This is a genomic window from Pseudobdellovibrionaceae bacterium (assembly GCA_015163855.1).
In the GTDB taxonomy this organism is placed as follows: Bacteria; Bdellovibrionota; Bdellovibrionia; order Bdellovibrionales; family UBA1609; genus JAAOIH01.
Window position 1 is genome coordinate 1 of record JAAOIK010000016.1, and the last position, 25,312, is coordinate 25,312.

Annotated in this window: 18 protein-coding genes, 1 tRNA gene and 3 rRNA genes; 16 read left to right on the top strand and 6 right to left on the bottom strand. The window is 35.0% G+C overall.

Annotated elements, in window-relative coordinates:
- The first annotated feature begins 60 nt into the window (after positions 1 to 60).
- From HAW63_02360 to rrf, 5 genes are all read left to right on the top strand, one after another.
- A complete protein-coding gene (locus HAW63_02360) occupies positions 61 to 945 on the top strand; it encodes an ABC transporter permease (protein MBE8162814.1) in 885 nt (294 codons plus the stop codon).
- Between the two features lie 291 nt (positions 946 to 1,236).
- Positions 1,237 to 2,754, top strand: a 16S ribosomal RNA gene (locus tag HAW63_02365).
- A 64-nt stretch (positions 2,755 to 2,818) separates the two neighbouring features.
- A tRNA-Ile gene (locus HAW63_02370) sits at positions 2,819 to 2,895 on the top strand.
- A gap of 167 nt (positions 2,896 to 3,062) precedes the next feature.
- A 23S ribosomal RNA gene (locus HAW63_02375) occupies positions 3,063 to 6,041 on the top strand.
- A 70-nt stretch (positions 6,042 to 6,111) separates the two neighbouring features.
- A 5S ribosomal RNA gene (gene rrf, locus HAW63_02380) occupies positions 6,112 to 6,227 on the top strand.
- The 16S, 23S and 5S rRNA genes sit together here with 1 tRNA gene alongside, the layout of an rRNA operon.
- A gap of 61 nt (positions 6,228 to 6,288) precedes the next feature.
- Here rrf and HAW63_02385 read toward each other — a convergent pair.
- Positions 6,289 to 6,780: a hypothetical protein gene (locus HAW63_02385; protein MBE8162815.1), complete on the bottom strand. Its 492-nt coding sequence runs from the start codon at positions 6,778 to 6,780 to the stop codon at positions 6,289 to 6,291.
- A gap of 52 nt (positions 6,781 to 6,832) precedes the next feature.
- Between HAW63_02385 and HAW63_02390 the strand changes: the two genes are divergently transcribed.
- The 3 genes from HAW63_02390 (at position 6,833) to HAW63_02400 (ending at position 10,006) form a co-directional block, all read left to right on the top strand.
- Positions 6,833 to 7,591 (top strand): hypothetical protein, encoded by a 759-nt coding sequence (locus HAW63_02390; GenBank protein ID MBE8162816.1) that lies wholly within the window; start codon positions 6,833 to 6,835, stop codon positions 7,589 to 7,591.
- 113 nt (positions 7,592 to 7,704) lie between these two features.
- Positions 7,705 to 9,207, top strand: a complete 1,503-nt coding sequence (gene ftsZ / locus HAW63_02395; protein MBE8162817.1) for a cell division protein FtsZ — start codon at positions 7,705 to 7,707, stop codon at positions 9,205 to 9,207.
- 13 nt (positions 9,208 to 9,220) lie between these two features.
- On the top strand, positions 9,221 to 10,006 hold the full coding sequence (locus HAW63_02400; GenBank protein MBE8162818.1) for a UDP-2,3-diacylglucosamine diphosphatase: 786 nt from the start codon (positions 9,221 to 9,223) through the stop codon (positions 10,004 to 10,006).
- Between the two features lies 1 nt (position 10,007).
- On the opposite strand, the gene HAW63_02405 is transcribed toward HAW63_02400, so the two are convergent.
- Both HAW63_02405 and HAW63_02410 read right to left on the bottom strand, forming a co-directional pair.
- Positions 10,008 to 10,769 carry an NAD(+)/NADH kinase gene (locus tag HAW63_02405; GenBank protein ID MBE8162819.1) on the bottom strand — a complete coding sequence of 254 codons (762 nt, stop codon included), beginning with the start codon at positions 10,767 to 10,769 and terminating at the stop codon, positions 10,008 to 10,010.
- Between the two features lie 103 nt (positions 10,770 to 10,872).
- Positions 10,873 to 12,726 carry a serine/threonine protein kinase gene (locus HAW63_02410; GenBank protein ID MBE8162820.1) on the bottom strand — a complete coding sequence of 618 codons (1,854 nt, stop codon included), beginning with the start codon at positions 12,724 to 12,726 and terminating at the stop codon, positions 10,873 to 10,875.
- Between the two features lie 185 nt (positions 12,727 to 12,911).
- Between HAW63_02410 and coaE the strand changes: the two genes are divergently transcribed.
- The 3 genes from coaE to HAW63_02425 are packed head-to-tail and all read left to right on the top strand — an operon-like array spanning position 12,912 to position 19,767.
- Positions 12,912 to 13,496: a dephospho-CoA kinase gene (gene coaE / locus HAW63_02415; GenBank protein MBE8162821.1), complete on the top strand. Its 585-nt coding sequence runs from the start codon at positions 12,912 to 12,914 to the stop codon at positions 13,494 to 13,496.
- 8 nt (positions 13,497 to 13,504) lie between these two features.
- Positions 13,505 to 16,354, top strand: a complete 2,850-nt coding sequence (locus HAW63_02420) for a PD-(D/E)XK nuclease family protein (protein ID MBE8162822.1) — start codon at positions 13,505 to 13,507, stop codon at positions 16,352 to 16,354.
- Complete coding sequence (locus tag HAW63_02425) at positions 16,330 to 19,767, top strand: UvrD-helicase domain-containing protein (GenBank protein MBE8162823.1); 3,438 nt, start codon at positions 16,330 to 16,332, stop codon at positions 19,765 to 19,767. The genes HAW63_02420 and HAW63_02425 overlap by 25 nt, the downstream gene beginning before the upstream one ends.
- Here HAW63_02425 and HAW63_02430 read toward each other — a convergent pair.
- The 3 genes from HAW63_02430 to speB form a co-directional block, all read right to left on the bottom strand.
- Entirely contained in the window at positions 19,720 to 19,956 is a 237-nt protein-coding gene (locus HAW63_02430) for a ferredoxin (protein MBE8162824.1), read from the bottom strand. The genes HAW63_02425 and HAW63_02430 overlap by 48 nt on opposite strands.
- 88 nt (positions 19,957 to 20,044) lie before the next feature.
- Complete coding sequence (locus HAW63_02435) at positions 20,045 to 20,353, bottom strand: hypothetical protein (protein MBE8162825.1); 309 nt, start codon at positions 20,351 to 20,353, stop codon at positions 20,045 to 20,047.
- Positions 20,354 to 20,506: 153 nt separating this feature from the next.
- The gene (speB, locus tag HAW63_02440) at positions 20,507 to 21,436 is read right to left on the bottom strand and encodes an agmatinase (protein ID MBE8162826.1); all 930 of its coding nucleotides are present in this window, start codon (positions 21,434 to 21,436) and stop codon (positions 20,507 to 20,509) included.
- A gap of 58 nt (positions 21,437 to 21,494) precedes the next feature.
- On the opposite strand from speB, the gene HAW63_02445 reads away from it, so the two are divergent.
- The 5 genes from HAW63_02445 to HAW63_02465 are packed head-to-tail and all read left to right on the top strand — an operon-like array spanning position 21,495 to position 25,304.
- Positions 21,495 to 22,271, top strand: a complete 777-nt coding sequence (locus HAW63_02445) for a 1-acyl-sn-glycerol-3-phosphate acyltransferase (GenBank protein MBE8162827.1) — start codon at positions 21,495 to 21,497, stop codon at positions 22,269 to 22,271.
- Between the two features lie 33 nt (positions 22,272 to 22,304).
- Positions 22,305 to 23,150 carry a DMT family transporter gene (locus HAW63_02450; protein MBE8162828.1) on the top strand — a complete coding sequence of 282 codons (846 nt, stop codon included), beginning with the start codon at positions 22,305 to 22,307 and terminating at the stop codon, positions 23,148 to 23,150.
- Between the two features lie 27 nt (positions 23,151 to 23,177).
- The gene (locus HAW63_02455; GenBank protein MBE8162829.1) at positions 23,178 to 23,615 is read left to right on the top strand and encodes a hypothetical protein; all 438 of its coding nucleotides are present in this window, start codon (positions 23,178 to 23,180) and stop codon (positions 23,613 to 23,615) included.
- 27 nt (positions 23,616 to 23,642) lie between these two features.
- A complete protein-coding gene (rnc, locus tag HAW63_02460) occupies positions 23,643 to 24,335 on the top strand; it encodes a ribonuclease III (protein MBE8162830.1) in 693 nt (230 codons plus the stop codon).
- 33 nt (positions 24,336 to 24,368) lie between these two features.
- Complete coding sequence (locus HAW63_02465) at positions 24,369 to 25,304, top strand: GTPase Era (GenBank protein MBE8162831.1); 936 nt, start codon at positions 24,369 to 24,371, stop codon at positions 25,302 to 25,304.
- The last annotated feature ends 8 nt before the right edge of the window (positions 25,305 to 25,312 follow it).

Here is a 25,312-nt window from a genome sequence, read left to right on the forward strand (position 1 = left end):
GCACAATTTTTATTAAAATTAAAATAAGGACAAATTAAAGTGAGCTTAAAAACGGAAACCATGGGCGCATCAAACCGAACCCCGTGGCAAAACTTTAGCAAAGAAATTAAAAAAAACAAAACAGCCATCGCTTCTTTTTTTTTAATAATTTTTTTATTCATCATAGGTTTATTGGCTAATTATGTAGCCCCTTATTCTTTTGATAAACAGCATATTGATTTTATTTTATCTCCCCCCAGTAGTACATTTTTTTTAGGAACAGATAGCTTGGGCCGCGACTTATTTTCTCGCCTTATTTACGGAGCTAGAATTTCTTTAACCATTGCCATTGTAACAGCCATAATTTCTTTAATAGGGGGGGTTGTTTACGGGGCTATTTCGGGTTGGTTTGGAGGTTGGGTAGATTCTATTATGATGCGTTTTGTAGATGTTTTATATTCTATTCCCACCTTGGTGCTTTTAATTTTAGTAAAAGTAATTTTCGATTCTTTAAATACTTTTGAAAACCCAGAACTTCGAGCTTTGTCGGGCATTTTATTATCCTTAAGTATTTTGGGTTGGATGTCTTTAGCCCGAGTAGTAAGGGGGCAAGTTTTGCAAGCAAAAAGCTTGGCTTTTGTGGAATCTGCCCAAGCTTTGGGTTTCTCCTCTTTTCGCATTGTGCTAAAACACATTATTCCTAATATTTTAGGGCCAATTATGGTTTTAATAACCTTTCAGGTGCCTTCTAATATTTTATTTGAAAGCTTTTTAAGCTTTATCGGCCTAGGCCTGCAGCCGCCGTTTAGCAGTTGGGGGGTTTTGGCTAGCGAAGGGTGGCGCTCTATGCGCACTTATCCCCATTTGATACTATTTCCGGGAATAATGCTATTTTTTACCATGTTGGCCTTTAACTTTTTGGGGGACGGGTTAAGAGACGCTCTAGACCCTAAGCTAAAGCGATAAACCCTCTTGTAGCAGGCACATTTTTGGAACAAAAAAAGCAAAATTTTTTTGCCCTAAAATTTTAAAAAAACACCCTCCTAATAAAATAAAAATAATTCAAAAAGGCTATTGACTCGAAAGACGCTTTTTTATATAACAGTCTGGTTGTCTTTGTTCTTTGAAAACTGAATAGTGAAATAGAAAAGAAGGATTCTCCTGTTTTTTACAGGGGAATTTGTTATATTTTAGTAAGTAGATTAAGTTCTACTTACCCGTTTAATTAATTTAGTTTAGATTAAATTTTTTGATTTTAATTGAAGAGTTTGATTCTGGCTCAGGACAAACGCTGGCGGCGTACCTAATACATGCAAGTCGAACGAGGAAAGCCTTTCGGGGCGAGTATGAGTGGCGCACGGGTGAGTAACACGTGGATAATCTGCCCTCTGGTGGGGGACAACCAGCCGAAAGGCTGGCTAATACCGCATAATATCTTTTTGTCTTCGGACTTTAAGATTAAAGATTTATCGCCAGAGGATGAGTTTGCGTTGGATTAGCTTGATGGTGGGGTAAAGGCCTACCATGGCGACGATCCATAGCTGGTCTGAGAGGATGACCAGTCACACTGGAACTGAGACACGGTCCAGACTCCTACGGGAGGCAGCAGTAGGGAATATTGCACAATGGGGGAAACCCTGATGCAGTGACGCCGCGTGAGTGATGAAGGCTTTTGGGTCGTAAAACTCTGTTCTTAGGGAATAAAAAAATGAAGGTACCTAAGAAGAAAGGACTGGCTAACTTCGTGCCAGCAGCCGCGGTAATACGAGGGGTCCAAGCGTTGTTCGGAATCATTGGGCGTAAAGCGGGTGTAGGCGGTTTAATAAGTCAGAAGTGAAAGCCCTGGGCTCAACCCAGGAAGTGCTTTTGAAACTGTTAGACTTGAGTATGAGAGAGGATGGTGGAATTCCTGGTGTAGCGGTGAAATGCGTAGATATCAGGAGGAACATCGGTGGCGAAGGCGGCCATCTGGCTCATTACTGACGCTGAGACCCGAAAGCGTGGGTAGCAAACAGGATTAGATACCCTGGTAGTCCACGCCGTAAACGATGAACACTTGGTGTTGGTGGTGTTTGACCCCATCAGTGCCGGAGCTAACGCGTTAAGTGTTCCGCCTGGGGAGTACGGTCGCAAGATTAAAACTCAAAGAAATTGACGGGGGCCCGCACAAGCGGTGGAGCATGTGGTTTAATTCGATGCAACGCGAAAAACCTTACCTGGCCTTGACATATAGAGGACGACTTCCAGAAATGGAGTTTTCTTCGGACCTCTATACAGGTGCTGCATGGCTGTCGTCAGCTCGTGTCGTGAGATGTTGGGTTAAGTCCCGCAACGAGCGCAACCCTTGTCTTTAGTTGCCAGCATTTAGTTGGGCACTCTAAAGAGACTGCCGGCGTTAAGTCGGAGGAAGGTGGGGATGACGTCAAGTCCTCATGGCCCTTATGGCCAGGGCTACACACGTGCTACAATGGACGATACAAAAAGAAGCGAGACCGCGAGGTTTAGCAAATCTAATAAATTCGTTCTCAGTTCGGATTGGAGTCTGCAACTCGACTCCATGAAGTTGGAATCGCTAGTAATCGCGGATCAGCATGCCGCGGTGAATACGTTCTCGGGCCTTGTACACACCGCCCGTCACACCATGAAAGTTGGTTACACCAGAAGTCGCCGAGCTAACCTTCGGGAGGCAAGCGCCCAAGGTGTGATTGATGATTGGGGTGAAGTCGTAACAAGGTAGCCGTAGGGGAACCTGCGGCTGGATCACCTCCTTTTTAAGGATTGTTTTTTAGCAATTTTAGGTCAGCCTTCTTTTCCACTATTCAGCTTTGAGCGAACAAAGGGGCCTGTAGCTCAGTTGGTTAGAGCACACGCTTGATAAGCGTGGGGTCAGAAGTTCAAGTCTTCTCAGGCCCACCATTTTTTTAAGTGGTGGTAATGAAAAGACAAGAATATCTGATTAATCTACTAATTTAATACAGCCTATGTTCTTTGAAAATTAAATATTTTTGTAAATTCAAGTGATTTTTAGCAGGGTATAAAAAGATGGGTTTTTAATTAAGCCTATCTATAAAAAAAATTAATTTATAAAGTTACTAAGGGCTTAGGGCGGATGCCTTGGCACTAGAAAGCGATGAAGGACGTGGTAAGCTGCGATAAGCTTCGGATAGTGGCACACACACATTTTAATCCGGAGATTTCCGAATGGGAAAACCCATCATTAACATGATATCTTAAAGTGAATACATAACTTTAAGAGGCGAACGGGGAGAAGTGAAACATCTCAGTACCCCCAGGAACAGAAATCAAAAGAGATTCCCCTAGTAGCGGCGAGCGAACGGGGAACAGTCCAAACTTAGTATATGTCAAGATTCTGGTCGTTGTATATTAAGGGTTGTGGGACTTTTAGAAGTGTCCAGAAACACTTCACAGAGTTACAAAATTTTATTTTAGCAGAAGGGTCTGGAAAGACCTGCCAAAGAGAGTGATAGCCTCGTAAGCGAAAAAATAAAATCTCTGAAGAGTATCCCAAGTACCATCGAACACGAGAAATTCGTTGGGAATCTGGGCGGACCACCGTCTAAGACTAAATATGTTCTAGTGACCGATAGTGAACAAGTACCGTGAGGGAAAGGTGAAAAGAACCCCGAAAGGGGAGTGAAATAGAACCTGAAACCCTAAGCCTATAAGCTGTGGTAGCACTATTTTATAAGTGTAACCGCGTACCTTTTGCATAATGAGTCAGCGAGTTATTTTCGTAGGCAAGATTAAGCCGTTAGGTGTAGTCGTAGCGAAAGCGAGTCTGAATAGGGCGTTAGTCTGCGGGAATAGACCCGAAACCTGGTGATCTAACCATGAACAGGGTGAAGCTGAAGTAACATTCAGTGGAGGCCCGAACCAGTAAATGGTGAAATATTTTTGGATGATTTGTGGTTAGGGGTGAAAGGCCAATCAAACTAGGTGATAGCTGGTTCTCCTCGAAATATATTTAGGTATAGCCTTGATTTTTTATCCCGGAGGTAGAGCACTAATTGGGCTAGGGGTCTTACCAGATTACCAAACCCAGATAAACTCCGAATGCCGGTGATAACTAGATCAGGAGACAGTCATGGGGTGATAAGGTCCTATGACAAAAGGGAAAGAGCCCAGATCGTCAGCTAAGGTCCCCAAGTGTAAACTAAGTGGAAAACGTGGTGGAGTTACTCAGACAACTAGGAGGTTGGCTTAGAAGCAGCAATCCTTTAAAGAAAGCGTAATAGCTCACTAGTCTAGTGATTCTGCGCGGAAGATTCAACGGGGCTTAAGTTTACCACCGAAGCTACGGGTGCAACATTTTTGTTGTGCGGTAGAGGAGCGTTCTAGTATAGGCTGAAGGTTGACCGTGAGGACAGCTGGACGAACTAGAAGTGATCATGCTGACATAAGTAGCGTATAAAGCTAGGTGAAAAACCTAGCCGCCGAAAACTCAAGGATTCCTGGGCTAGGATAATCCTCCCAGGGTTAGTCAGGACCTAAGGCGAGGCCTACGGGCGTAGTCGATGGATAAAAGGTTAATATTCCTTTACTAATTTTAGCGTTAGGCATAGGAGGGACGGACTAAGATAGACCAGCCTGTTATTGGATTCAGGTGTAAGCGTGCAAGAGGTAGTATAGGCAAATCCGTACTACATTACTCCTAGGCGTGAATGCGAGAAGACTTTTGTCTTCATAAGTGGTTGAAACTATGGTTCCTAGAAAAGCTTCGATGTTTGTTAAAATTACCTGTACCGTAAACCGACTCAGGTGAGTGAGATGAGTATTCTCAGGCGATTGGGTTAATACTGGTTAAGGAACTCGGCAACTTGGCACCGTAACTTCGGAAGGAGGTGTGCCTTCTAGGGTGTAGTCTTTTACAGGCGAAGCCTTGGAAGGTCGCAGTGACCAGGGAGTAGCGACTGTTTATCAAAAACACAGGGCTGTGCAAAGTCACAAGACGACGTATACAGCCTGACGCCTGCCCGGTGCCGGAAGGTTAAGAGGAGGAGTTAGCTTCGGCGAAGCTTTGAATTGAAGCCCCGGTAAACGGCGGCCGTAACTATAACGGTCCTAAGGTAGCGAAATTCCTTGTCGGGTAAGTTCCGACCTGCACGAATGGCGTAACGACTTCTCCGGTGTCTCAACCAGATGCCCAGCGAACTTGAATTCTCGGTGAAAATGCCGAGTACCCGCGGAAGGACGGAAAGACCCCGTGAACCTTTACTCTAGCTTGACAGTGAATTTAGGATCAATATGTGTAGGATAGGTGGGAGACTTTGAAGCAGAAACGCTAGTTTTTGTGGAGTCACCCTTGAAATACCACCCTTATTGTTCTTGAATTCTAACCTGCACCCATTATCTGGGTGAGGGACACTGTCTGGTGGGGAGTTTGACTGGGGTGGTCGCCTCCTAAAGAGTAACGGAGGCGTACAAAGGTTCCCTCAGCCCGATTGGAAACCGGGCATTGAGCATATTGGTATAAGGGAGCTTGACTGCAAGACCTACAAGTCGAGCAGGTGCGAAAGCAGGTCAAAGTGATCCGGTGGTCCCGAGTGGAAGGGCCATCGCTCAACGGATAAAAGGTACTCCGGGGATAACAGGCTGATACCGCCCAAGAGTTCATATCGACGGCGGTGTTTGGCACCTCGATGTCGGCTCATCTCATCCTGGGGCTGAAGCAGGTCCCAAGGGTTTGGCTGTTCGCCAATTAAAGAGGTACGCGAGCTGGGTTCAGAACGTCGTGAGACAGTTTGGTCCAGATCCTCCGTGGGCGCAGGAAAATTGAATGGTGCTGACCTTAGTACGAGAGGACCGGGTTGGACGAACCTCTGGTGTTCCTGTTGTCATGCCAATGGCATTGCAGGGTAGCTATGTTCGGATTGGATAACCGCTGAAAGCATCTAAGTGGGAAGCCAGCCATGAGATAAATTTTCCCTGGGGCTTTATGCCCCCTAAAGACTCCTTCGAGACTAGGAGGTTGATAGGCAGAAGGTGTACGCAGAGTAATCTGTTTAGCCGATCTGTACTAATTGGTCGTGAGACTTTATTTTCGTTTTATTACCCTGCTAAAAATGACTTGAGTTTACAAAATATTTAATAATTTATATAGTTTTTATTTTTGTTGGTGCTTATAGCAGTGGGGGTACACCTGATCCATTTCGAACTCAGAAGTTAAGTCCACTAGCGGCGATGGTATTGCAGCGGCAACTCTGTGAGAGAGTAGCACGGTGCCAACATTTTTTTTCTTAAGCCAGTTATTTATTTAGCTGGCTTTTTTTTTTGGAGGGGTCTGACTTTCTACTTGATTCTAAAAGTTCTAGAAAATTCCCAAACCAAATTTTTATTTTTAATGTTTGTAAGATTGTATTGTGTTACTAGCGCCGAGTAATCATCATTTAATAAATAGGTATTTATTTGTAAATGATATTTTCCTTCTTTTTTTGAATGTATAACAGAGCTAAGGTACTTTTTAACCGTTTTGTTACTCCACTCTATACTTTTTATATTATACCATTCTTTGGGAAGGATCTTCTTTTTGGTTAAATTTTGTAAATCTTTTTTTAATAAAATATAAATTTGCTTATAAAATTGTTTTTCTTCTAATAATTGCTTTTCCCTTTTTAATAAGAGTCTATATTTATTTATATATTCTTTCTTTTTACCAACTTTACTTAGACTATCTATATTATTAATTAAAAATTGATAAGCTAGTATTTTATTTACATCTTTAGAGAGGAATAAAAAAACTAAAGTTAAGCAAGTAAGAAATACAAAAAGTTTATTTATCATAAAGGTATAAAAAGCTGGTTTTCTGTTAAAAAATTATAGTATAGTACAAAGTATGAGTTGGATTAAAAAAAAAGGGAAGCTATTTTTTTGGGTTTTAGCTATTAGTATTACGCTAAGTAGTATGTTTTATTTTTTTCGTTTAAAAACTGTAGAAATAAGTATTTTACCTCCAGCTAAGCCGTTTAAAGAGAAGGTAGAGTTTATTTACACAAAGCAAGAGTATAAAAATAAAATAAAAAAATTATTAAAACCTTACATAGGACAATCTTTACTGTTTTTAAACTTTAAAAATGTATTTAGCTTACTAAAAAAAGAAAAAATTTTTTTAAACTTAACATTTTATAAAAAATTTCCAAATACTTTAAAAGTAAACTTTACTTTAAACCCAAAATTTTTTTTACATTTAAGCAAAGGTGGAAAACTATATAAAATACTAAGCAACGGAAAGCTACTAAGCACAAATACCAAAAAAGTGTATTCGGAACCCATTTTAACAGGAAGCTTGCCAAGTAATAAGCGGCAAAAACAACAATTTTTAGATTTTATTTTTCAATTATTTCGTTTTCCGTCATTTGCTAATAAAATTGCTACTGTTCGCTATAGTTCAAACAAAGAAGCACATTTATTTTTAGAACAACCTTACTTAAAAATTCAATTAAATTGGAAAAGTTTAGCTTTAGAAAAAAATAATAATTTAAAAAGTACTATAAAAAAAATTAATCAAGTATTAAAGTATTTAGAGCAACACTCTTACAAAGCACGAACTATAGACGCTAGGTTTGTTAATAAAATTTTTGTTTCTTATCATTAAGCCAGACTAGTCCTTTGTTTAGAAGGCTTGCTTGTTGTTAATAAGTGCGTCATTATTTAATAAAATATGGGCATCATTAAGCTCTATAAAATTTTTAATAAGGAAAATAGCTTATGTTTGAAATTGCACAAAGTACCTTAGAGACTCCTGGCGCTAAAATTTGTGTTATAGGCGTTGGTGGTGGCGGAGGTAATGTTATTAAGACTATGTTAGGGGATAATCTACAAGGTGTGGAATTTATAGTTGCTAACACAGATAGACAAGCCTTAGATAGTAATCCTTCAAGTTCTAAAATTTATTTAGGAAAATCCATAACTAAAGGTTTGGGGGCAGGAGCTAACCCCGAAGTGGGCGAACAATCTGCCTTAGAATCAGAAGAAGAAATTAAAGACATGCTAGCAGGGCATGATATGTTATTTATTACCGCTGGAATGGGAGGGGGGACAGGCACTGGTGCCGTTCCGATTATTGCTCGCATTGCCAAAGAGTTAGGAATTTTAACAGTAGGTGTGGTAACTAAGCCATTTATTTTTGAAGGTAAAAAAAGAACAAAAAATGCAGAAAGAGGAATAGAGTTATTAAAGTCTAATGTAGATACTTTAATTGTTATTCCTAACCAAAAACTATTAACGATTGCTAATGAAAAAACTCCTTTATTAGAAACTTTCAGAAAAGCAGATTCTGTACTTTTACAAGCGGTTAAAAGTATTTCTGATTTAATTAATGTAGAAGGTTTAATTAATTTAGATTTTGCAGATATTAAAACAGTAATGCAGTCACGAGGTGTGGCTTTAATGGGAAGCGGTGTAGGTTCGGGAGAATCAAGAGCTGTCGAAGCAGCGCAAGCCGCTATTAAATCGCCATTGCTAGAAAATGTATCTATTGATGGGGCAACGGGAGTAATTATTAATATTACAGGAAACTCTAACCTAACTTTGTGGGAAGTTAACGAAGCGGCTTCTTTAATTTCTAATGCAGCCGATGAAAGTGCAGAAATTATATTTGGTTCTGTTATTGACGAAAATGTTAAAGATGACGAAATTTTTGTAACTGTTGTGGCTACAGGGTTTCAAGAAAAAGATCATTCAATATCTTACAATACGCATTCTTATGCTGCGGCTACTGCGGCTTCTTCGCCAAATAATCACAACAATACGAACATTGAAAACATGGCACAAAATTTTGCTAAAGCTAAATTGGCAAGCACGCCTTTAAACCCAACAGAAGAAATGCCAAAAGCGAATTTTTCAAAAAGTCCTGCAGAAGAAATGCCAGGGGCTAATTCTAGTTTTCCACCTAATAGCTCGGCAAAGGAAGGCGGAAAGGTGCAGGTAGACCCCACAATAGAAAAAGCTGTGGAAAATAATGCGACTTCTGAAGAAAAAGTAAATGCGCGCGAATTATTATTAGAAAAAGCAAAATCTTTTGATATAGAAGCTTCGGGAGCTTCACATTTAAATTCTAAAGAACAATTAAGCATGAACTTAGACGACGACAAAGAAAACCACCCTATTGATATAGTTAAAGACATAGCTAAAAAAGTGGTAAAATCTCCTTTCAAAACGGGCTTAGACTGGGCTTCTTTTAAAAAGAAGTGGGTTGATTTAGACAAATAAAATTTGAGTTTATATGAAACTATTATTTGTATCTGATGTTCATTTAAAAGAACATCAGAGCTTAGAGTATATTCACTTTTTAAAATTTTTAAAATTTATTTTGCAATCAAAAAATGTAGACCATTTATTTTTAGTGGGTGATATTTTTGATCTTTGGGTTTCTGATAAATCTATTTTTTTTAATCATTTTTCTGAAGTGGTAATTTTGCTACAAAATATTGCAGAGCAGGGAACAAAAGTGCATTATTTTGAAGGCAATCATGATTTATATATAAATAATTATTTTAAAAATAAAAAAAATATAATCACTTATAATTGCCCACAAACATTTTACCTTAATGGTTTAAATTTAAAAATAGAACATGGCGATTTAATTAATCAAGAAGATTATTGGTATCTTAAATGGAAAAAAATAATTAATTCTAAAAGTTTTAAGCAGTGGGTTAGAATGTGCCCTGGGTTTTTTGTATTTTATCTAGGTTCTTTATTAAGTTTTCTTAGCTCTTTAAAAAACAAAATATCTTTTTTAAATAAAAAACCTATAGAAAAAGAGCTGTATGAAAAAAACATTTGCAAAATGTTGCGTAATTACGCAGAAGTTAAATGCAAAAACGAAGAAGTAGATATTTTTATCAACGGGCATGTACATGTGGCCGATTTATACCAGTATCAAGCTTCAGGAAAAGAAAAATATGCAATTAACTTAGGAGAGTGGAAAAAAACACCCCATGTTTTATCTGTAGTAGATAAAAACATTCAACTTTATAAGCTAGATCAATTTTTTTTATCTTTTAAATAGTTTATATTCTTTCTCCAAAATTAAACTTTTCTTTTAATATAGAAAAGTAATTAAAATTGCGATCTTTTAAGCTGTGGTGCTGGTAAGAAGATTTGCTAATAGAGATATTATCGTCTTCATTAAGTATGCAATACCTTTTTCCATCAATGCTAAGTGTAGATTTTTTTTTATTTTTATGTTTTGTTTTTTTTATTTGAATATCAATTTGATAATCATCATTTAAAACAAGGGGCCGTACCGTTAGGCTATGGGGAGCAATAGGGGTAACAGAGATATTTTTTAAAGAGGGGTGCAAAATAGGGCCTCCTGCAGCTAAATTATATGCAGTCGAACCCAAGGCAGTGGACAAAATAATTCCATCGGCCCTTATGGTGTAAATTTTTTTCTTAAACAAATTAACAGTTAAAGATAGTAAATTGCTTAAGTTGTGGCGTTCGATAGAAACATCATTAAGAGCGTAAAACACTCTGTTTTTAACTTTCACTTTAATTAAATTGTGCTTATGCAAAACTGCTTTTTTTGCAAAGACCTTATTAAAAAAGGTTTTCATTTTTTTTTCAGAAACTTGTGTTAAAAACCCCAAAGAGCCCGTGTTAATTCCAACACTAGGTATAGGATTGGTTTTAAATAGTTGCGCCACTTTTAGGTAGGTGCCGTCACCTCCAACAGTAACAACAAGGTCTTGGTTAGCAGTTGTTTTTGGTTTTTTAGTGCTTTCAATAAGTTGGGTTTTCTTCCCTTTTTCTTTTAGCCATGTCGACAAAATCTTTGCTTTGTGTTTGGATTTTTTACAATCTTTTTTATAAAAAATAAGAATATTTTTAATGAAAGTAGTGTAAATTGTAAGGTCCTTTTAATAAGTATAGTTATTGAATAATATCATTATCGTTAAAGCTATATTTTTTTTGTAAAATAACTTTAACTTCTTGTTTGTTGATAATTATTTTTGAATTTACAGAGGCAGGAGCTCTTCTTTTTGTTAAAAGTAAATTAGTATTTATTTTAAATTCTTTTGTATGGTACTTGTATTTTTTTAATGTTATTTTTACTGTTTTATTTTTTGGTAACACAATATTACTAGGGGATATACTAATGGGCTTGTCATTAACAAAAATTTCTACGCCGGCAGGTTTTGTATGAATGTAAGTTAAAAGTGTAGGAGAATTGTCGCTTTCGGCAGGCTTAGACAAGCTAGCTTCGGCAATAACAGGAGCAGCAATATTTTGTGCTATAGGAGGCGTAAGGATATTGTTTTGCACAGCTTTGGGTTTTGTTATAAAAGAATTTTTTATTTGAGCCACTTTGTTTAAAAGCACATTTTGTTGTTCTACGCTAGAAAAAAGAAAAAATCCAGCAATGGCTAAAGAGGCACTAAAAACTATACCAAAAAAAGGAGAGTTTTTTGCGGGTTTTTGAAAACTTTTAGGTTGTCTATAAGTAGGGGGAACATTATTTAACTTGGGCTTGTTTGGTACGGCAGCGGCAACAGAAGTGTTGTGTTTAACAGTCATTAAGTGTTTTTGTCTAGATTGAATTTTAGCATAAGTTACAGGGCTTAAGTTCAAGGTTATGTCAGCCTGTTTGTTTGCAGCAGCCGCTGTGTTTGAAAAATTTGTAACTTTATTTATTTTTGATCTTTGCTCTGTGGTATTTATTGATGTACTTAAATCTTGTGTTTTTTCTTTGTCAATTTTATCATGATCTAAGCCCAAATAAGTAATATCTACAGCAGAGTCTCCGTCGGCAGAGATATTCATATACTTTGCCAAAAGTCGTCTATTTTTTACAATGTCGTCGGCATAAACTTTTTTTGTTAAATGTTCAAAGTCATAAGAAGAAAAATTTTCTTTGCTTTGTATTATTTTATATAAATCTTGAGCCAAGCTTATAGCGTTCTTGTATCTGTCTTCTGGTTTTTTTGCTAAACTTCTTTTTAAAACTTGTTCTATTTCTGGAGGTATATTTGGATTAAAAGTTCTAATGTCTGGAATTTGACAGTTTCTTACATTTCTTAGTGTTGCCATGGTAGAGTCTGCTAAAAATAAGCGTTTTTTTGCAAGTAGCTCCCAAAGCATAATTCCTAAAGAAAAAATATCACTACGGCTATCTAGAGAACTTCCAGCCGCCTGCTCTGGGCTCATATAAGCCATTTTTCCTTTTATACCCGCATCGGCTTGAGTTTCTTCTAAAATAGAAGCTTTTGCGATACCAAAATCAATAATTTTAATTTGTCCGTTATGGCTAATCATTACATTCTGCGGGCTAATGTCGCGATGGATTAGTTTTAGCGGTTGTCCCGTTTTGAGATTTACTAAGCTGTGAAGGTGATCTAGCCCCGAGGCTATTTCGGCAATAACATATAAAATAGCACCAATATTAAGAGGGCTGTCTTTTTGCTCTGCAAGCTTTAAAAAATGCTTTAAATTTAGGCCTTTAATGTACTCCATAACAAAAATATAATGATTGCCTAATTTTTCGTAAACTGCCGAAGTCATTACATTTTTATGAATATCTAGGCTTAAAGCATTGGTTATTTTTGCCTCTTCGTGAAACATTTTATGAAACTCAGGCATTTTTGCATATTTTTCTAGAATTTTTTTAATAGCATAAAAGCTATTTAGGTTATTAGGGCCTGTTTTTTTGGCTAAAAAAATATCAGCCATTCCGCCAGAGGCAATTTTTTGTAATAAAATATAAGGGCCAATTTTTTGATATTTCATAGTAGTATCTTAGTCTTACCTATTCATCTTAGTATTCGGTATTTTTTTTATAAATCTAAAGGATTTGCCTCTAAATAGGCTATATAGGCGAACTTTTTATTGAACTTATACTTTAGTCGTATTAAATATTTAGATAAATGGCAGCAAATAAGACTTAAGTTTAGGCTAAGGTCATAGGTGGCTAGATGTATAATATTATAATCACAGGTGGCTTGGGTAGTGGGAAAAGCAGTGTTGCTAGCATTTTGCAGCAAAAAGCTTACCCTGTGTTGAGTGCCGACAGTATTATTAACCAGATTTATGAAAAAGGTCTTTTTAAAAAAGAAATGGCTAAAATTTTTTCTTTAAAGGAAGAAGAGGTTAACAAGCAGTCTGTGGCAAAGCTTGCTTTTCAAAATAAAAATCAATTAAAACAATTAGAGCAACTTTTGTATCCAGAGCTAAAAAAAAGTGTTCAGGACTACAAGGAATTTTATAAAAAAAAGAAAACTTTATACTTGTTTTATGAAGCTCCTGTTTTTTTTGAAAAATCAAAAAGCACAGAGCATGATTGTATTTTAGTAGTTAGCTCTAGTTTAGAAAATTGTTTTTTTAGATTAAAAGAAAAAAACATGACTAAACAACAGTTCGACTTAATAGTTAGCTTGCAAGTGCCTATTTTACAAAAAGAAAAACTGGCCGATTATACTATTTTTAACAACTCTAGCAGACAAGATTTAAAAGTTAAAACCGAAGCATTTTTAAAATTTTTAAAAGAAAAATATGAATAAGAGAAAATATGAATAAAATACCACAAGATTCTATTTATTCTTTTTTTGACAGGCTAAAACATTTAAAACAGTTTAATTCTGATATTGATATTTGGGTAGTGTCTGATTTAAACTTAAAAAAAAGAATAAAAGCGTTATTGTTAAAAGACAGTGCTTGTGTTCATTCTGGGTCGGTCATGCGGGCTCAAGAGTTTTGGCAGTTTTTGTTTAAAAGGCTGTACCCAGAGTTTGTTATTAAAGAAGATTTTTTAATAACAGCAATGCTAAGACAATTTTTATCAACAAACGATTTAAACGGAATTAGCAATGAAAGTTATGTAAAACAATTATTTGCACACATTTGTTCGTTTTTACCTATTTTTACCTCTCCACAAGGAACGGATTATTTTTCGGAGTGGTTAAAAAATAATCCAGACCCTCATTTAGAAAAATGGTTTTATTTATCATTTAAGGCTTGGAAATATTTACTAGAAAAAAAAATAATTTCTACTTCCTTTCTTCCCGGCATTTTATCCGCAGACGCCTTTCATTTATTTTCTTTTTTAAAAGGAAAGAAAATAATTTTTGACCTTGGTTTTCAAATGCAAGCTTTAGAGGCATCTTGCATTAAAGCAGTATCTAAAGTTACGGAGGTAAAAGTTTTAAGCCCAGCCTTTCATAACTTTCCCGAAGCAGATACTTTTTTATGGGTTTATAAATTATTAAATGACATTAGTTTTTATCAAAGTCACTTAAAAGAAAGCGATAAAAAAATGTTAAGGCCTTCTTCTTCTGTATTAAAAGAAGGCGCAAAGGTTTCTTTTGTAAAGTACAGCAATCAGTTAGCAGAAATTAGAGGGATTATTAAACAAGTTAAAAAGCACTTAAGCCAAGGGGTAAGTTTAAGTAATATTGCAATAGTAGCGCCAGACATCGAGTACTTATGGCCAGTCTTATCCTTACAATTAAAAACAGAGGGGATAGCCTTTAATAAAGCCATGGTTTCGGGTTTGCACGCTAACAAAACCCTAATGTTGTGGCTGGCTCGCTTAAGAGTAGCCTTGGGCAGCATAGCCTATGCCGATTTAGAAATGGTTTTTGCCTTTGAAGGCACAAAGGATATTTCTTATAAAGATTTTAAATATCATTTTTCTAACACTTACTCTGTAGAAAATTATCAAAAAACGCCGTGGTCTAAAAAATTATTAACAAAACCCATTAGTAAAAGTAAAGAAATAAATTTATTAGAATTTTTAGATTGGGCCTTTTCTTTTTGGAGGTCGGATAAAGAAAAGCCTGAAGGTTTAGACCTCTTTAGCGAGGGCCAGGATAACAAACAAGAAGAAGAAAGGGAAAGCTTGTGGAAACAGGTGTACAAAACTTTAAGGCAGCAAGGAGAGCTTTCTATCAAACTTTCTGCAGACAGTTGGTTGTTGTATGCTCAAGACCTTTTGTCTAAAAAAACACAAACCTTGTCAAAAGAAGAAGATAATGCGCTTTCTTGTTATAATATTTCTAACAGTGACCACTTAGAAGAAGAATATATTATTTTATCCGACCTATCTTTTAATGCTTTAAAAAATACAAAAAATGCTACGGTATCTCTTTCTCAGGCCTTGTCTGTTTCAGAAGACTTAGGTATTTCTTTAGACCCTAGTTGGGGAGTTCCTTTAGAGGTTATATTAAAGTACATATTACAGCTAAAAGATAAAGTTATTGTGTGTTCTTGGTCGGCGGTAAATTTAGAATCAAAGGAGCAGGTGGCTTCGGCCTTTTTTTTAGAAGAATATTTTCGTAGAAATACAGAGCAGCTAAAGCTTGCCGATATTTTGCCAACAACCTTTAACAATGGAGATTTACATCAAATTAGTTATAAGCAAAAATTAGAAGAAAGCCAAAGTGATTGTATAAGTTTAACGGGCTCTAGAATACTATATGATAAAAACATATTACCCATGCAAGAAGTACCCATCGACATACCCTCTATTTCGATTACAAATATTGGTCGTTATACAGAATGCCCATTTATTTTTTTCTCAGAAAAAATTTTAAAACTACAAGAAAATCCAGATTGGGATTTAGATGTAGACCCTTTAAAAAAGGGGTCGTTGTTTCATAAATTATTAGAGCTAATAGTTATAAATAATACTACAGAAAGTGGTGACGAAGAATTATTATTTTCGAAATTAAACGAGCATAGAAAAAAAGAATTAAAAATAGACGATAACTCTTGGGGAATTTTGCAAGAACAGCTAAGGGCTATTACAAAAAATTTTATAGAATTAGAAAAGCAGCAAAAAATAAAGTCACCAAGCCTCACTACCAGCTTGGTCGAGCAACCTGTAAAAGCTTTTTGGAGCCAAAATAAAAAACATTTTTTAAATAACGACACAAAATCCTTATCAAGTAAAAAAGAAGGTTTGCTGGTTAGTGGAAAGATAGATCGACTAGATAGTGACGAAAAAAATATTTTTATTAGAGATTATAAAACTAGTGTTGCCGGCCGTACAGGAGTAAACACATGGAAAGACAAAAGAGATTTATCTTTATTTTTATACTATCGACTATGGCAAGCTTCTGGAAAAAAACAAGATTGCTTGGGGGCTGTATATTTAGGAATTAACGATTTACAAGCAAAAGGTTTTTGGGTTAAAGAATACAAAGACTCTAATTTTTTAAAAAGTATTTCGGCAAGGAGCATGCTAGATAAAGAATCCTCCTTACAATTATTTAAAGAATTGGATAAAGAAGTAGAGTCTTTAATAAATAGTATATTGAGCGGAAAGTTTTCTCCTAACCCAAAAGACAAAACAACAACTAGTAAAACCTGCAATAAATGCAAATGGAGTGGCTTATGCCGAGCGGCAGACAAATTTTAGCAACAAAGGTAATACGAGCAGGGGCGGGTACGGGAAAAACCACAAGCCTTGTTAAGCAGGTGTTTCAAATTTATCAAAGTTGTAAAAAGAAAACTCAAAAAGAACCGACAATAGTTTTAACTACATTTTCTAGAAAGGCGACAGAAGAATTGCGAGAAAGGTTGTTAGAAATTGCCTCTAAAGATAGAAACTATGAATTTTTAACTTATTTAAGTTCTGATAAAATATTAATTACCACTATAGATGCACTATGTTTTAAATTTTTAACTAAAAACGCAATTAGTATAGGTTATCCCTTAATTATTAACATTGTAGAAGATGTAGAGTTAAAAAAAATTATTAAACAATATTTATTTACTATCACACAAAACAACAAAAAATACTTGCCACTATTTAATATTTTCTCTTTTGAAGATTTATTTACTATTATGCAACAGTTTTATATAGCTAAAATGGAAAACCCTTCTGTGGGCACAGCCACTAAAGAAGTGCAAAGGCAAAGCTATATAAAAAAGGCTAAGCAATTACTAGAAAGCCAAAGGCAAGAGTTGTTAAGCGCTTTAAAGGAAGACTTGCAAGAAACATTTAGTAGCTTTTATCAAGGGCAATTAAATTTTGTAAATCAGGCTGTGGATTTTTTGAGTAAAGAAAAACTAACTTCACTGGCAGATTGCTGTGACCAAGCTCAAAAAGAATTTCCCGCTATAAGGTATAATCAAAAATCAAATATCAGCAAAGAGGCTCATAGGGCAATTACAGAAAATATAAAAAAGATAGTAAAAAATTTTTCTAGCGAAGGTCTTTCTAGTCAAAAGCAATTGTGGGATTGGAATGAAAAAATGCACTTGTGTTTAGAAAGTTTGCTACAAGAAGTTTGGATCAAGTTAGAGGCGTATAAAAAAGCAGAAGGAAAGCTTACGATATCTGACCTTTTGCTATTGACTTTAAAAACTATAAATGAATTTCCTCACTTGGGGGTAGAGTTTTCTAAGGCGTGGGACTACGGGTTGATTGACGAATACCAAGACACCTCTTTTTCTCAAGAAAAGGTGCTTTCTGCTTTAATAGGTAGGGCCAAACAAACTATTGTTGGAGACCCACAGCAAAGTATTTATTTTTTTCGAGGGTCTAGAAAAGAAGTTTTTGAAGACAAAGAAGAAAAAGCAAAAGCTAATAATCAAATTAGTTATTTAAAGGTTAACTATCGCTCCGAACCCAGCTTAGTTTATTTTTTTAATGATTTTTTTAATCAATTTAATGGAGAGTTTAATGAATGTTTGCCACACAAAGAAGTAGAAAGCAGCCCATCTAATATTTTTTTTAACTCGGTTAGCAACAAAGAAGCAGAGTTAAAAGCAGCCTATGATTATATTCAAAGCTTGTTGCGGCAAGGAGTGAAGGCTAACGAAATAGTTATTTTGGCAAGAACGAGCACTGCCTTAAAGGCTTTTTCTGTATTTTTTAAAAAACAATCCCTTCCTTTTTATTATCATGGAGAGGCTTCTTTTTTTAGTTTAAATGAAGTTAGAGACTTACAAGCTTTGCTACGATTTTTTATTCTTCCAGAGGATAATGTTAATTTTTTACACTTATTGCGAAGTCCATGGTTTGCTATGGAAGATCAGGTGATTGCAGACACTATCCAGCAGTTAAATGCAAAGAGCACAAAAGAAAGCTATTATAGCTATTTTTTTAAAAAGCATTTTAAGCATACCTCTTTGCTGTTTTTACTTTCGACTGTAAAAGAATTTCACAAACTGGGAGCAGTACATGCATTGTATTTTTTTATTGCTAATAGCGATATTGTTAAGAGCTCTTTATTTTATGATTCCAGTGGAAGGCGAGAGGCTAATATTTGGAAGTTCTTGGTACAGCTAGTTCAAAAAAATAGAGTTAGCAATTTTAATATTTTAAACAGTGGGGTGACCAACTTTGATTTAGACAATTTAGACTCCGAAGCAGAAGCGGCGCCTATTTTTTTATCTAATCAAATACAAATGATGACTATTCATAAATCTAAAGGTTTAAAATTCGATCATGTTATTTTAATAAATTTAAAATCTAAAATTAAAAAGACTACAGACAGTGGTGCAAATAAGTTATTTGTAGTAGACGAAAAAAAAACCACATGGACCAGTCCATTTAAAAAAAATTTTTCTGATAAAAAAGCACACAATATGTATGGGCAGCAAATTATGTCCGAACAAAGCCAATTAGAAGTGGAAGAAGAAGAAAGGTTATTTTATGTAGCTTTAACTCGAGCTGCAAAATCTATCTATTTATCATGGGTAGATGATTGCAAAAAAAAGGAAGAGAAAGCAGACGAAAAAAAAGCAGGCGAAAAGGAAGCAGGCCAAGAGAAAGCAGACGAAAAGAAAAAGGCCGTTAAAACCATGGACCAATCCTCTTGGGCTGGGGTGTGTGAAAATTTTTTAAAAAAACACTCTTGGAGCACAGTAAGTGGCTTTGATAAAACGCCGGATAAAAAAATATTTCGATCCGAAAAATATAATATTATAAAAAACCACATAGAGCTCGGTACTTTAAAAAGTACCGAAAAAAAACAAGCAGACAATAAAGCATCGACAAAAATAAAAAGCCTTGTTACAGAAGAAAAACCACCATCAACAAGGGCAGCTTGCAACAAAGCCAAAAGCGAAACCAAAGCCAAAAGCGAAACCAAAGCCAAAAGTGAAAACAAAGCCAAAAGTGAAAACAAAGCCAAAAGTGAAAACAAAAAAGAGCTAAAGCTAGCCTCGTTTACGGTTAGTAACCTTATGCAGTTTTTAGCAGAAAAAAAGTTTATAAAAAAAGTAGAAGGCAAAAACAATAACACAGAAAGCAATCTTTTTTCTACACAACAGAAGTTTAAGAACATGGTAGAGCAAGGTGTAAAGGGCACTTATTGGCATAGTCTTTTAGAGCATTTCGTATTTTTGCTAAAAAGCAATGAAGATACAGCAGAAGTAGTAAAAGAGTTAAAATCTTTATATAATTTATCAAAGCATAATATTACAGAACAACAACTAGATGAGGTAATAAATTTTTTAGTAAAAGACTCTAAGCTTCCCTTTTTAGAGATTGTTAAAAATAGTTTTATTGAATGGGAATTTCAGTTTTGTTTTTTTTCTCAATATAATATAGAGGGAAAAATAGATTTATGGGGAAAGGAGAAAGATAACATTTGGGTTATAGATTATAAATTTGGTAGTTCGTCTAATACCGAGCTATTTTTTAATCAATTAGAATTGTATGCTCAAGCTATTAGTTTAAAATGGCCTAATAAAACTATTCAAATGGCCTTGCTGTATCCTTTAGAAAAGAAAAGTGTTGTAAAACCTTTTCAAGGAGTTACAGAAAAAAAATTACTTTTCGCCGTCACTTCCGATAGCCTCCACGGGGCAAGCCTCTAAAGCTTCTTGGCAATCTTCTGTTTCTTTCTTTGTTTGTGGTTGTTTTTTAACAAAGGCATGGCCATCGTCTTCATGAATTTCAAAATGCTCCACAGCAGCAAGGCAACAGGCGTCGCAGGCAATACAGTCTTTGTCGACATAAAACGCGCCAGAAACATTTTCTTTAAACTTATTATTTTTGTCAGGCATTAATAATAATAAATAGCCTTTTGCTAGTTTAAGTCAATGAGATATTGTTCATAATTGGCACAGCAGTTTAGTGAAACTTGTGTAGTAATTATGCAGCTTTTTTATAATCAATGTGTTTTTTATTTTGTTTTTTAATTTGTGTTACAAGCCTTCTTCCACAGTAATGTAAAGCTTGTTGAAAGCTGGGCGCTTTGTGAGAAGAAAAAAAATCGGTTTCGGTTAATTGCAGCAAGCACTCTACATTATGGTTTCCTTGTTTGTGAAATTGAATTAAAAGTTGAGAATTAGGGTAAAAAAGTTGTATTTTTTTGTGTATTTTTTTAGCAAGAAAGGTTAGGCTTTCAGAATCTAGGTAAGCGGGGCTAATTTGAATATTTTCGTTACTAGACAGTGTCATTAAAACTCCTTTGATTGTGTTTTTTTTGTTTAGGCTGCTTTCTTATCGGCAAATAATTTTTTTATATTTACTTTGTTTGATATTTTGTGTTTTGTTTTAAAACAAAAGGGATAAAAATTACAGTAATTGTTTTAAAACAAAAGAGATAAGAAATTACATTAAATTTAAAAATTCAAATAAAATGCTAACAGCTAAAATAGAAGTAATATCGCTGTTATCATAGGCAGGGGCTACCTCCACAAGATCGGCCCCTACTAAATGTTCTAACTTTAAGTTTTGTAAAATTTTAATGGCCTCGTAAGAGGTTAGCCCTGCGGGAACAGGAGTGCCTGTGCCAGGCGCGTAGGCGGGGTCTACGCTATCTATATCAAAGGTAATATAGCTATTTCCTTTAACTTCTGGTAAATTTTTTAAAAAATCCTGAAAGTTTTCTTTGCGTATGCTATCCATCGTAAAGCTCTTAATTTTATATTTTTGAATATATTCTAAATCGTCTTTAGAGGTGAGCGGATTTCTGCAGCCAATTTGTAGGCTTTCCGAACCATTAACCAAGCCCTCATCAAGAGCATGTCTTAAAAAACTTCCATGATGGTATTCGCAGCCCCATGCCGCAGGATAAGTGTCTAAGTGAGCATCAAAATGAATTAAATTTAAAGGTCCATGTTGCTTGGCTAAAGATCGCAGTATGGGCAAGGTAATGGAGTGGTCTCCTCCCACAGAAATAAAGCGCTTTTCTTTTAGAGCAAGTTCGTTAAAAAAATGCTCTATTTGGTCATAAGTTTTTTCTAAGCTTACGGGCGTGGTAGGGCAGTCACCAATATCGGCCACTTTCCATTTTTTAGAATAGTCTTTATTTAGCTCCCAGTTAAAGTTACGGGCTAAAGAAGACATTTCGCGGATTTTTGTAGGTGCCATTCTGGCGCCAGGGCGGTAGCTAGTACCTCCATCAAAAGGAATTCCCAAAATGCCAATATCAAAATCTTCTTCTTGGCTGACCCAGGGGAGCCTAAAAAAACTTTTTAAAGAAGAAAAACGGGGAAAACTTCGTCCAGATAAACTTTTAAATTTTGTATTATTGCTCATAAAGATGAATTTACTAAAATATTGTATAAAGGCAAGGATTGAGTGTATAAAGTGAATTATGAAGTATTTTCTTATCGTTTTGTCTTACTTTAGGGCTATTTGTATTTTTCCTCTAGCGGTATTGCAATTTTCTTTGCTTTGTCTTTTAGTTTTAATTTGCTCTATACTTTTTCTTCCAAAAAAAATAAATCATGTTTTGCTTGAACATTTTTGGGCAAAACCTTTATTAAAAATACTAAATGTAAAAATAAATATAGTAGGAAGAGAAAACTTACCTAAGCCATCGTGTTCAGTATTATATTTGTTTAACCATAGCAGCTTGTTGGATATTCCTCTGTTGCTTTTAGTAGCTCCACATATTTATTTTGGAGCAAAAGCCTCTTTGTTTAAAATTCCTGTTTTTGGGTGGATTATTCGGCTGTACGGCATTTTAAAAATTGAAAGAAACAAAGGAAGAAAAACGGTAAGTATGTATAAAACAAAAGCTGTTAAAAGAGCTGCCAAAGGAGATTCTTTCGCTTTAGCTCCAGAGGGAGGAAGAAGGTATCAAAAAGAGAGACTTTCGCCCTTTAAAACAGGGCCTTTTTTGCTTTCTATTTTTGCACAAATTCCGGTGGTTCCTGTAGTAATTGTTGGGGTTCATCAGGTGCTGCCTAAATCGGCCTTGTTTTTTAGCTGGGGGCGGTGGAAAAGTCAGATTCAGATTAGCATATTGCCCAGTCAGTCTGTGGATGGATATTTAGAAGAGAGCGTGACATTATTTAAAGATAATGTGTACGCATTAATGCAGAAAGAATATGTTAAGTGTGTACAGAGTGCCATTGAGCCTATATAAATAGGGCAGTAAAGAACGAAAAAAAAGGAAAGAATGTCATTTGTACTAGCGGCTATTTCTAGTTTTGCATGGTCTGTTTTTGATTTATCTAGAAAGAAATTAGTAAATCACTTTTCTGCCCTAGGATTTTTGTTTTTTTTAAGCATTATACAGGCGGTGCTTTTTTATATTATTATTATTTTTACAGGAGAAGAGTTGATAATTGCTAAGCAGTATTTTTGGACATTTATAGCTAGTATTGCTTCGGTATTTTTTGCTCACATTGCTTTTTTAAAGGCGATTAAATGGTCACAGTTTTCTTCGGTAATTCCGTTACTTTCTTGTATCCCCATATTTTCTATTATATTTTCTATTTTTATTTTAGATGAGTGGCTTAGTTTAAGGCAAATTACGGGGGGGATTATTATCGTAATCGCTAGTTTTTTTGTACAAAGCTCTGAAAAAGGAGGGCTTCGTTTAGAAAAGGGATCTTGGTATATGATTTTGTCTGCAGGCTGTTGGGCTTTAACATCTATTTTTAGCAAGCAAGTGTTGGTAGAAGTGCCTAAGCTTACCTTATTTTTTGAACAAAATTTAATGATTGCAATCTTTTTATTAGGCTACTTTTTATTTAAGTCGCCCAAAGAGTTACTGGTTAAATGGACAGGCTTTAAAATATCTTTTTTGTCTTTAGCGGTTTTGTCTTCTATGGGAGCCTTGTTTTTTCAATTTTGGTCTATTGAAACCTTGTTTGTAGGGGTGTTCGAGGCCTTTAAGCAAGCAATATCTTTATTGTTAACTTTATTTTTTGCAAAAATGTTTCTTCAAGAACATATTAGTAAGAAAAAAATTCTTTCTATTATTGTTATGATTTCAGGTGTGTTTTTAATTAGCATTTAAGGTTTTTTAATAGGGGGTTTAATAATTATGCAACTAGTAAAAAAAATTTTATTTTTTCTAATATTTTTTACAAGTATTTTTTCTTGGGCTTTGTGTACTAAAAGCAAAAAAGTAAATTTTAGAAGCGGTCCAAGCACTCATTATAAAAAAACATGGACGGTATCTAAGTATATGCCCATCGAAAAAGTATCAGAAACTAAATCGTGGTATCAGGTTAAAGATTTTGAGGGAGACTTTCACTGGGTATTAAAGGCTTTAATTACCGCAAAGTATAAGTGTGTGGTAGTTAAAACTCTTTGGGCCAGTTTAAGAGTAGGGCCGGGCAAAAAATTTTCTAGAAGTAAAAACTACCCTAAAGCCGAAAAATATGTAACTTTTCGCTATTTAAAACAAAACAATAATTGGGTGCAAGTAAAAGATAAGCACAAATATTGGGTGTACAAACCCTTGGTTTGGATACGCTAGTACAAAATTGGTAATGGAATTAAAATAATGAAATTAAAGCAGCAGTTACCTCCCATTAAAAATCAAGAGCTTTTGCGCTTAGCTTTTACGCATAAAAGTTTTTATCAGACTAACTTAAACACTTGCAAGGAGTCTAATGAAAAATTAGAATTTTTGGGTGATTCTGTTTTAAACACAAGCATTACTTATTTGCTATACTCTAAATATCGTGATTTATCAGAGGGGCAATTATCTAAAGCGCGCTCTGCTTTAGTGAGCGAGGTTTTTTTATATAAAAAAGCAATGCTTTTATCTTTAGATACTAAAATTTTAGTATCAGAAGCTGGAAAAAAAATAAATTTAAACACTAATTCTAGATTATTGGCCTCTGTTTTTGAGTCTGTATGTGCAGTATATTTTTTAGAAGCCGGTTTGGAAAAATTAAAAGATTGGATTGAATCTATTTTTAAAGAAGATTTGTTAGATTTGGATAAGTTATTAGAGTTAGATTACAAAACCAACTTGCAAGAAAAACTACAAGCACTATTTAAAAAAACACCGTCTTACGAGGTTGTGGAAAAAAAAGAAGATGAAGGAAAAAAATATTTTATTGCAAGAGTGTTGTTAGAGGGAATAGTTTTAGCAGAAGGCTTTGGAAATAATAAAAAAATAGCAGAACAAGAAGCAGCACAAAAAGCATTTTTAGAAAGCGATAAATTAGAAGAGAAAAAGGGTTCGTAATTTTTTTAAAAAATTTATAAAGTTGGAGTTCTTTTGGAAGAAAAAAAACATAAAGCAGGGTTTATTAGTTTATTAGGGCCAAGTAACGCAGGGAAAAGTACTTTGTGCAATTTTTTAATAGAAGAAAAAGTGTCTATTGTTAGTGCTAAGGTTCAAAGCACTCGCCAGCGGGTAAAGGGTATATACAATGATGAAAACTCGCAATTAGTTTTTGTAGATGCCCCTGGGTTTATTTATGCAGAAAAAGGATTAAACCATTTTTTACAAAAAGAGTGGCAAGAGGCTTTGCAAGATGCAGATTGTTTAATTTTTTTAGTACGAGCAAATTGTATTGAAAAAGATTTAAACTATATCGAAAAGTTTTTAATTTATTCAAAACAGCCATGCATGTTAATTATAAATAAAATGGATCTTGTTAAAGACAAAAATCAAGTGTTAGCCGTTCAAACTTTAACACAAGCATTTATAGAAAAAGCAGAATTAAAAAAAACAGAAAATACAAATATCAAAACATGGTTTGTTTCTTTGTCTAAGGATAATAATTTTTTTCGAAAAGAACTTATTGATTCTGTTGTGGATACTCTTCCAGAATCACCTGCGTTTTATGATAAAGATATTTACACCTCTCAATCTATGAGAGATTTGGGGGAGGAATATATTCGAGAAGCTTGCTTTAGCCGGCTTTCTCAAGAGCTTCCCTATTCTTTGGTTGTACAAATTAGAGAATGGAAAAAAGTAAAAGCCATTTACCATATTCATGCAGACTTAATTGTATCTAGAGAAAGTCATAAAGGCATTGTTGTTGGCAAAAATGGAGAAATGATTAAAAGGATTGGTCAAAACTCTAGAGGTTTAATAGAAAAGCTTATGGGTGAAAAAATATTTTTAAAGCTTTTTGTTAAAGTGCGAGAAGATTGGGCCGATCAAGAGGTTTTTTTAAAAGAATACAAATATACAAAAAAAAAATAAAACAGGGT

Coding starts and splice junctions, on each gene's coding strand:
- HAW63_02360 (MBE8162814.1), top strand. CDS start 61: ATGGGCGCATCAAACCGAACCCCGTGGCAAAACTTTAGCAAAGAAATT.
- HAW63_02385 (MBE8162815.1), bottom strand. CDS start 6,780: ATGATAAATAAACTTTTTGTATTTCTTACTTGCTTAACTTTAGTTTTT.
- HAW63_02390 (MBE8162816.1), top strand. CDS start 6,833: ATGAGTTGGATTAAAAAAAAAGGGAAGCTATTTTTTTGGGTTTTAGCT.
- ftsZ (MBE8162817.1), top strand. CDS start 7,705: ATGTTTGAAATTGCACAAAGTACCTTAGAGACTCCTGGCGCTAAAATT.
- HAW63_02400 (MBE8162818.1), top strand. CDS start 9,221: ATGAAACTATTATTTGTATCTGATGTTCATTTAAAAGAACATCAGAGC.
- HAW63_02410 (MBE8162820.1), bottom strand. CDS start 12,726: ATGAAATATCAAAAAATTGGCCCTTATATTTTATTACAAAAAATTGCC.
- coaE (MBE8162821.1), top strand. CDS start 12,912: ATGTATAATATTATAATCACAGGTGGCTTGGGTAGTGGGAAAAGCAGT.
- HAW63_02420 (MBE8162822.1), top strand. CDS start 13,505: ATGAATAAAATACCACAAGATTCTATTTATTCTTTTTTTGACAGGCTA.
- HAW63_02425 (MBE8162823.1), top strand. CDS start 16,330: ATGCCGAGCGGCAGACAAATTTTAGCAACAAAGGTAATACGAGCAGGG.
- HAW63_02430 (MBE8162824.1), bottom strand. CDS start 19,956: ATGCCTGACAAAAATAATAAGTTTAAAGAAAATGTTTCTGGCGCGTTT.
- HAW63_02435 (MBE8162825.1), bottom strand. CDS start 20,353: ATGACACTGTCTAGTAACGAAAATATTCAAATTAGCCCCGCTTACCTA.
- speB (MBE8162826.1), bottom strand. CDS start 21,436: ATGAGCAATAATACAAAATTTAAAAGTTTATCTGGACGAAGTTTTCCC.
- HAW63_02445 (MBE8162827.1), top strand. CDS start 21,495: ATGAAGTATTTTCTTATCGTTTTGTCTTACTTTAGGGCTATTTGTATT.
- HAW63_02450 (MBE8162828.1), top strand. CDS start 22,305: ATGTCATTTGTACTAGCGGCTATTTCTAGTTTTGCATGGTCTGTTTTT.
- HAW63_02455 (MBE8162829.1), top strand. CDS start 23,178: ATGCAACTAGTAAAAAAAATTTTATTTTTTCTAATATTTTTTACAAGT.
- rnc (MBE8162830.1), top strand. CDS start 23,643: ATGAAATTAAAGCAGCAGTTACCTCCCATTAAAAATCAAGAGCTTTTG.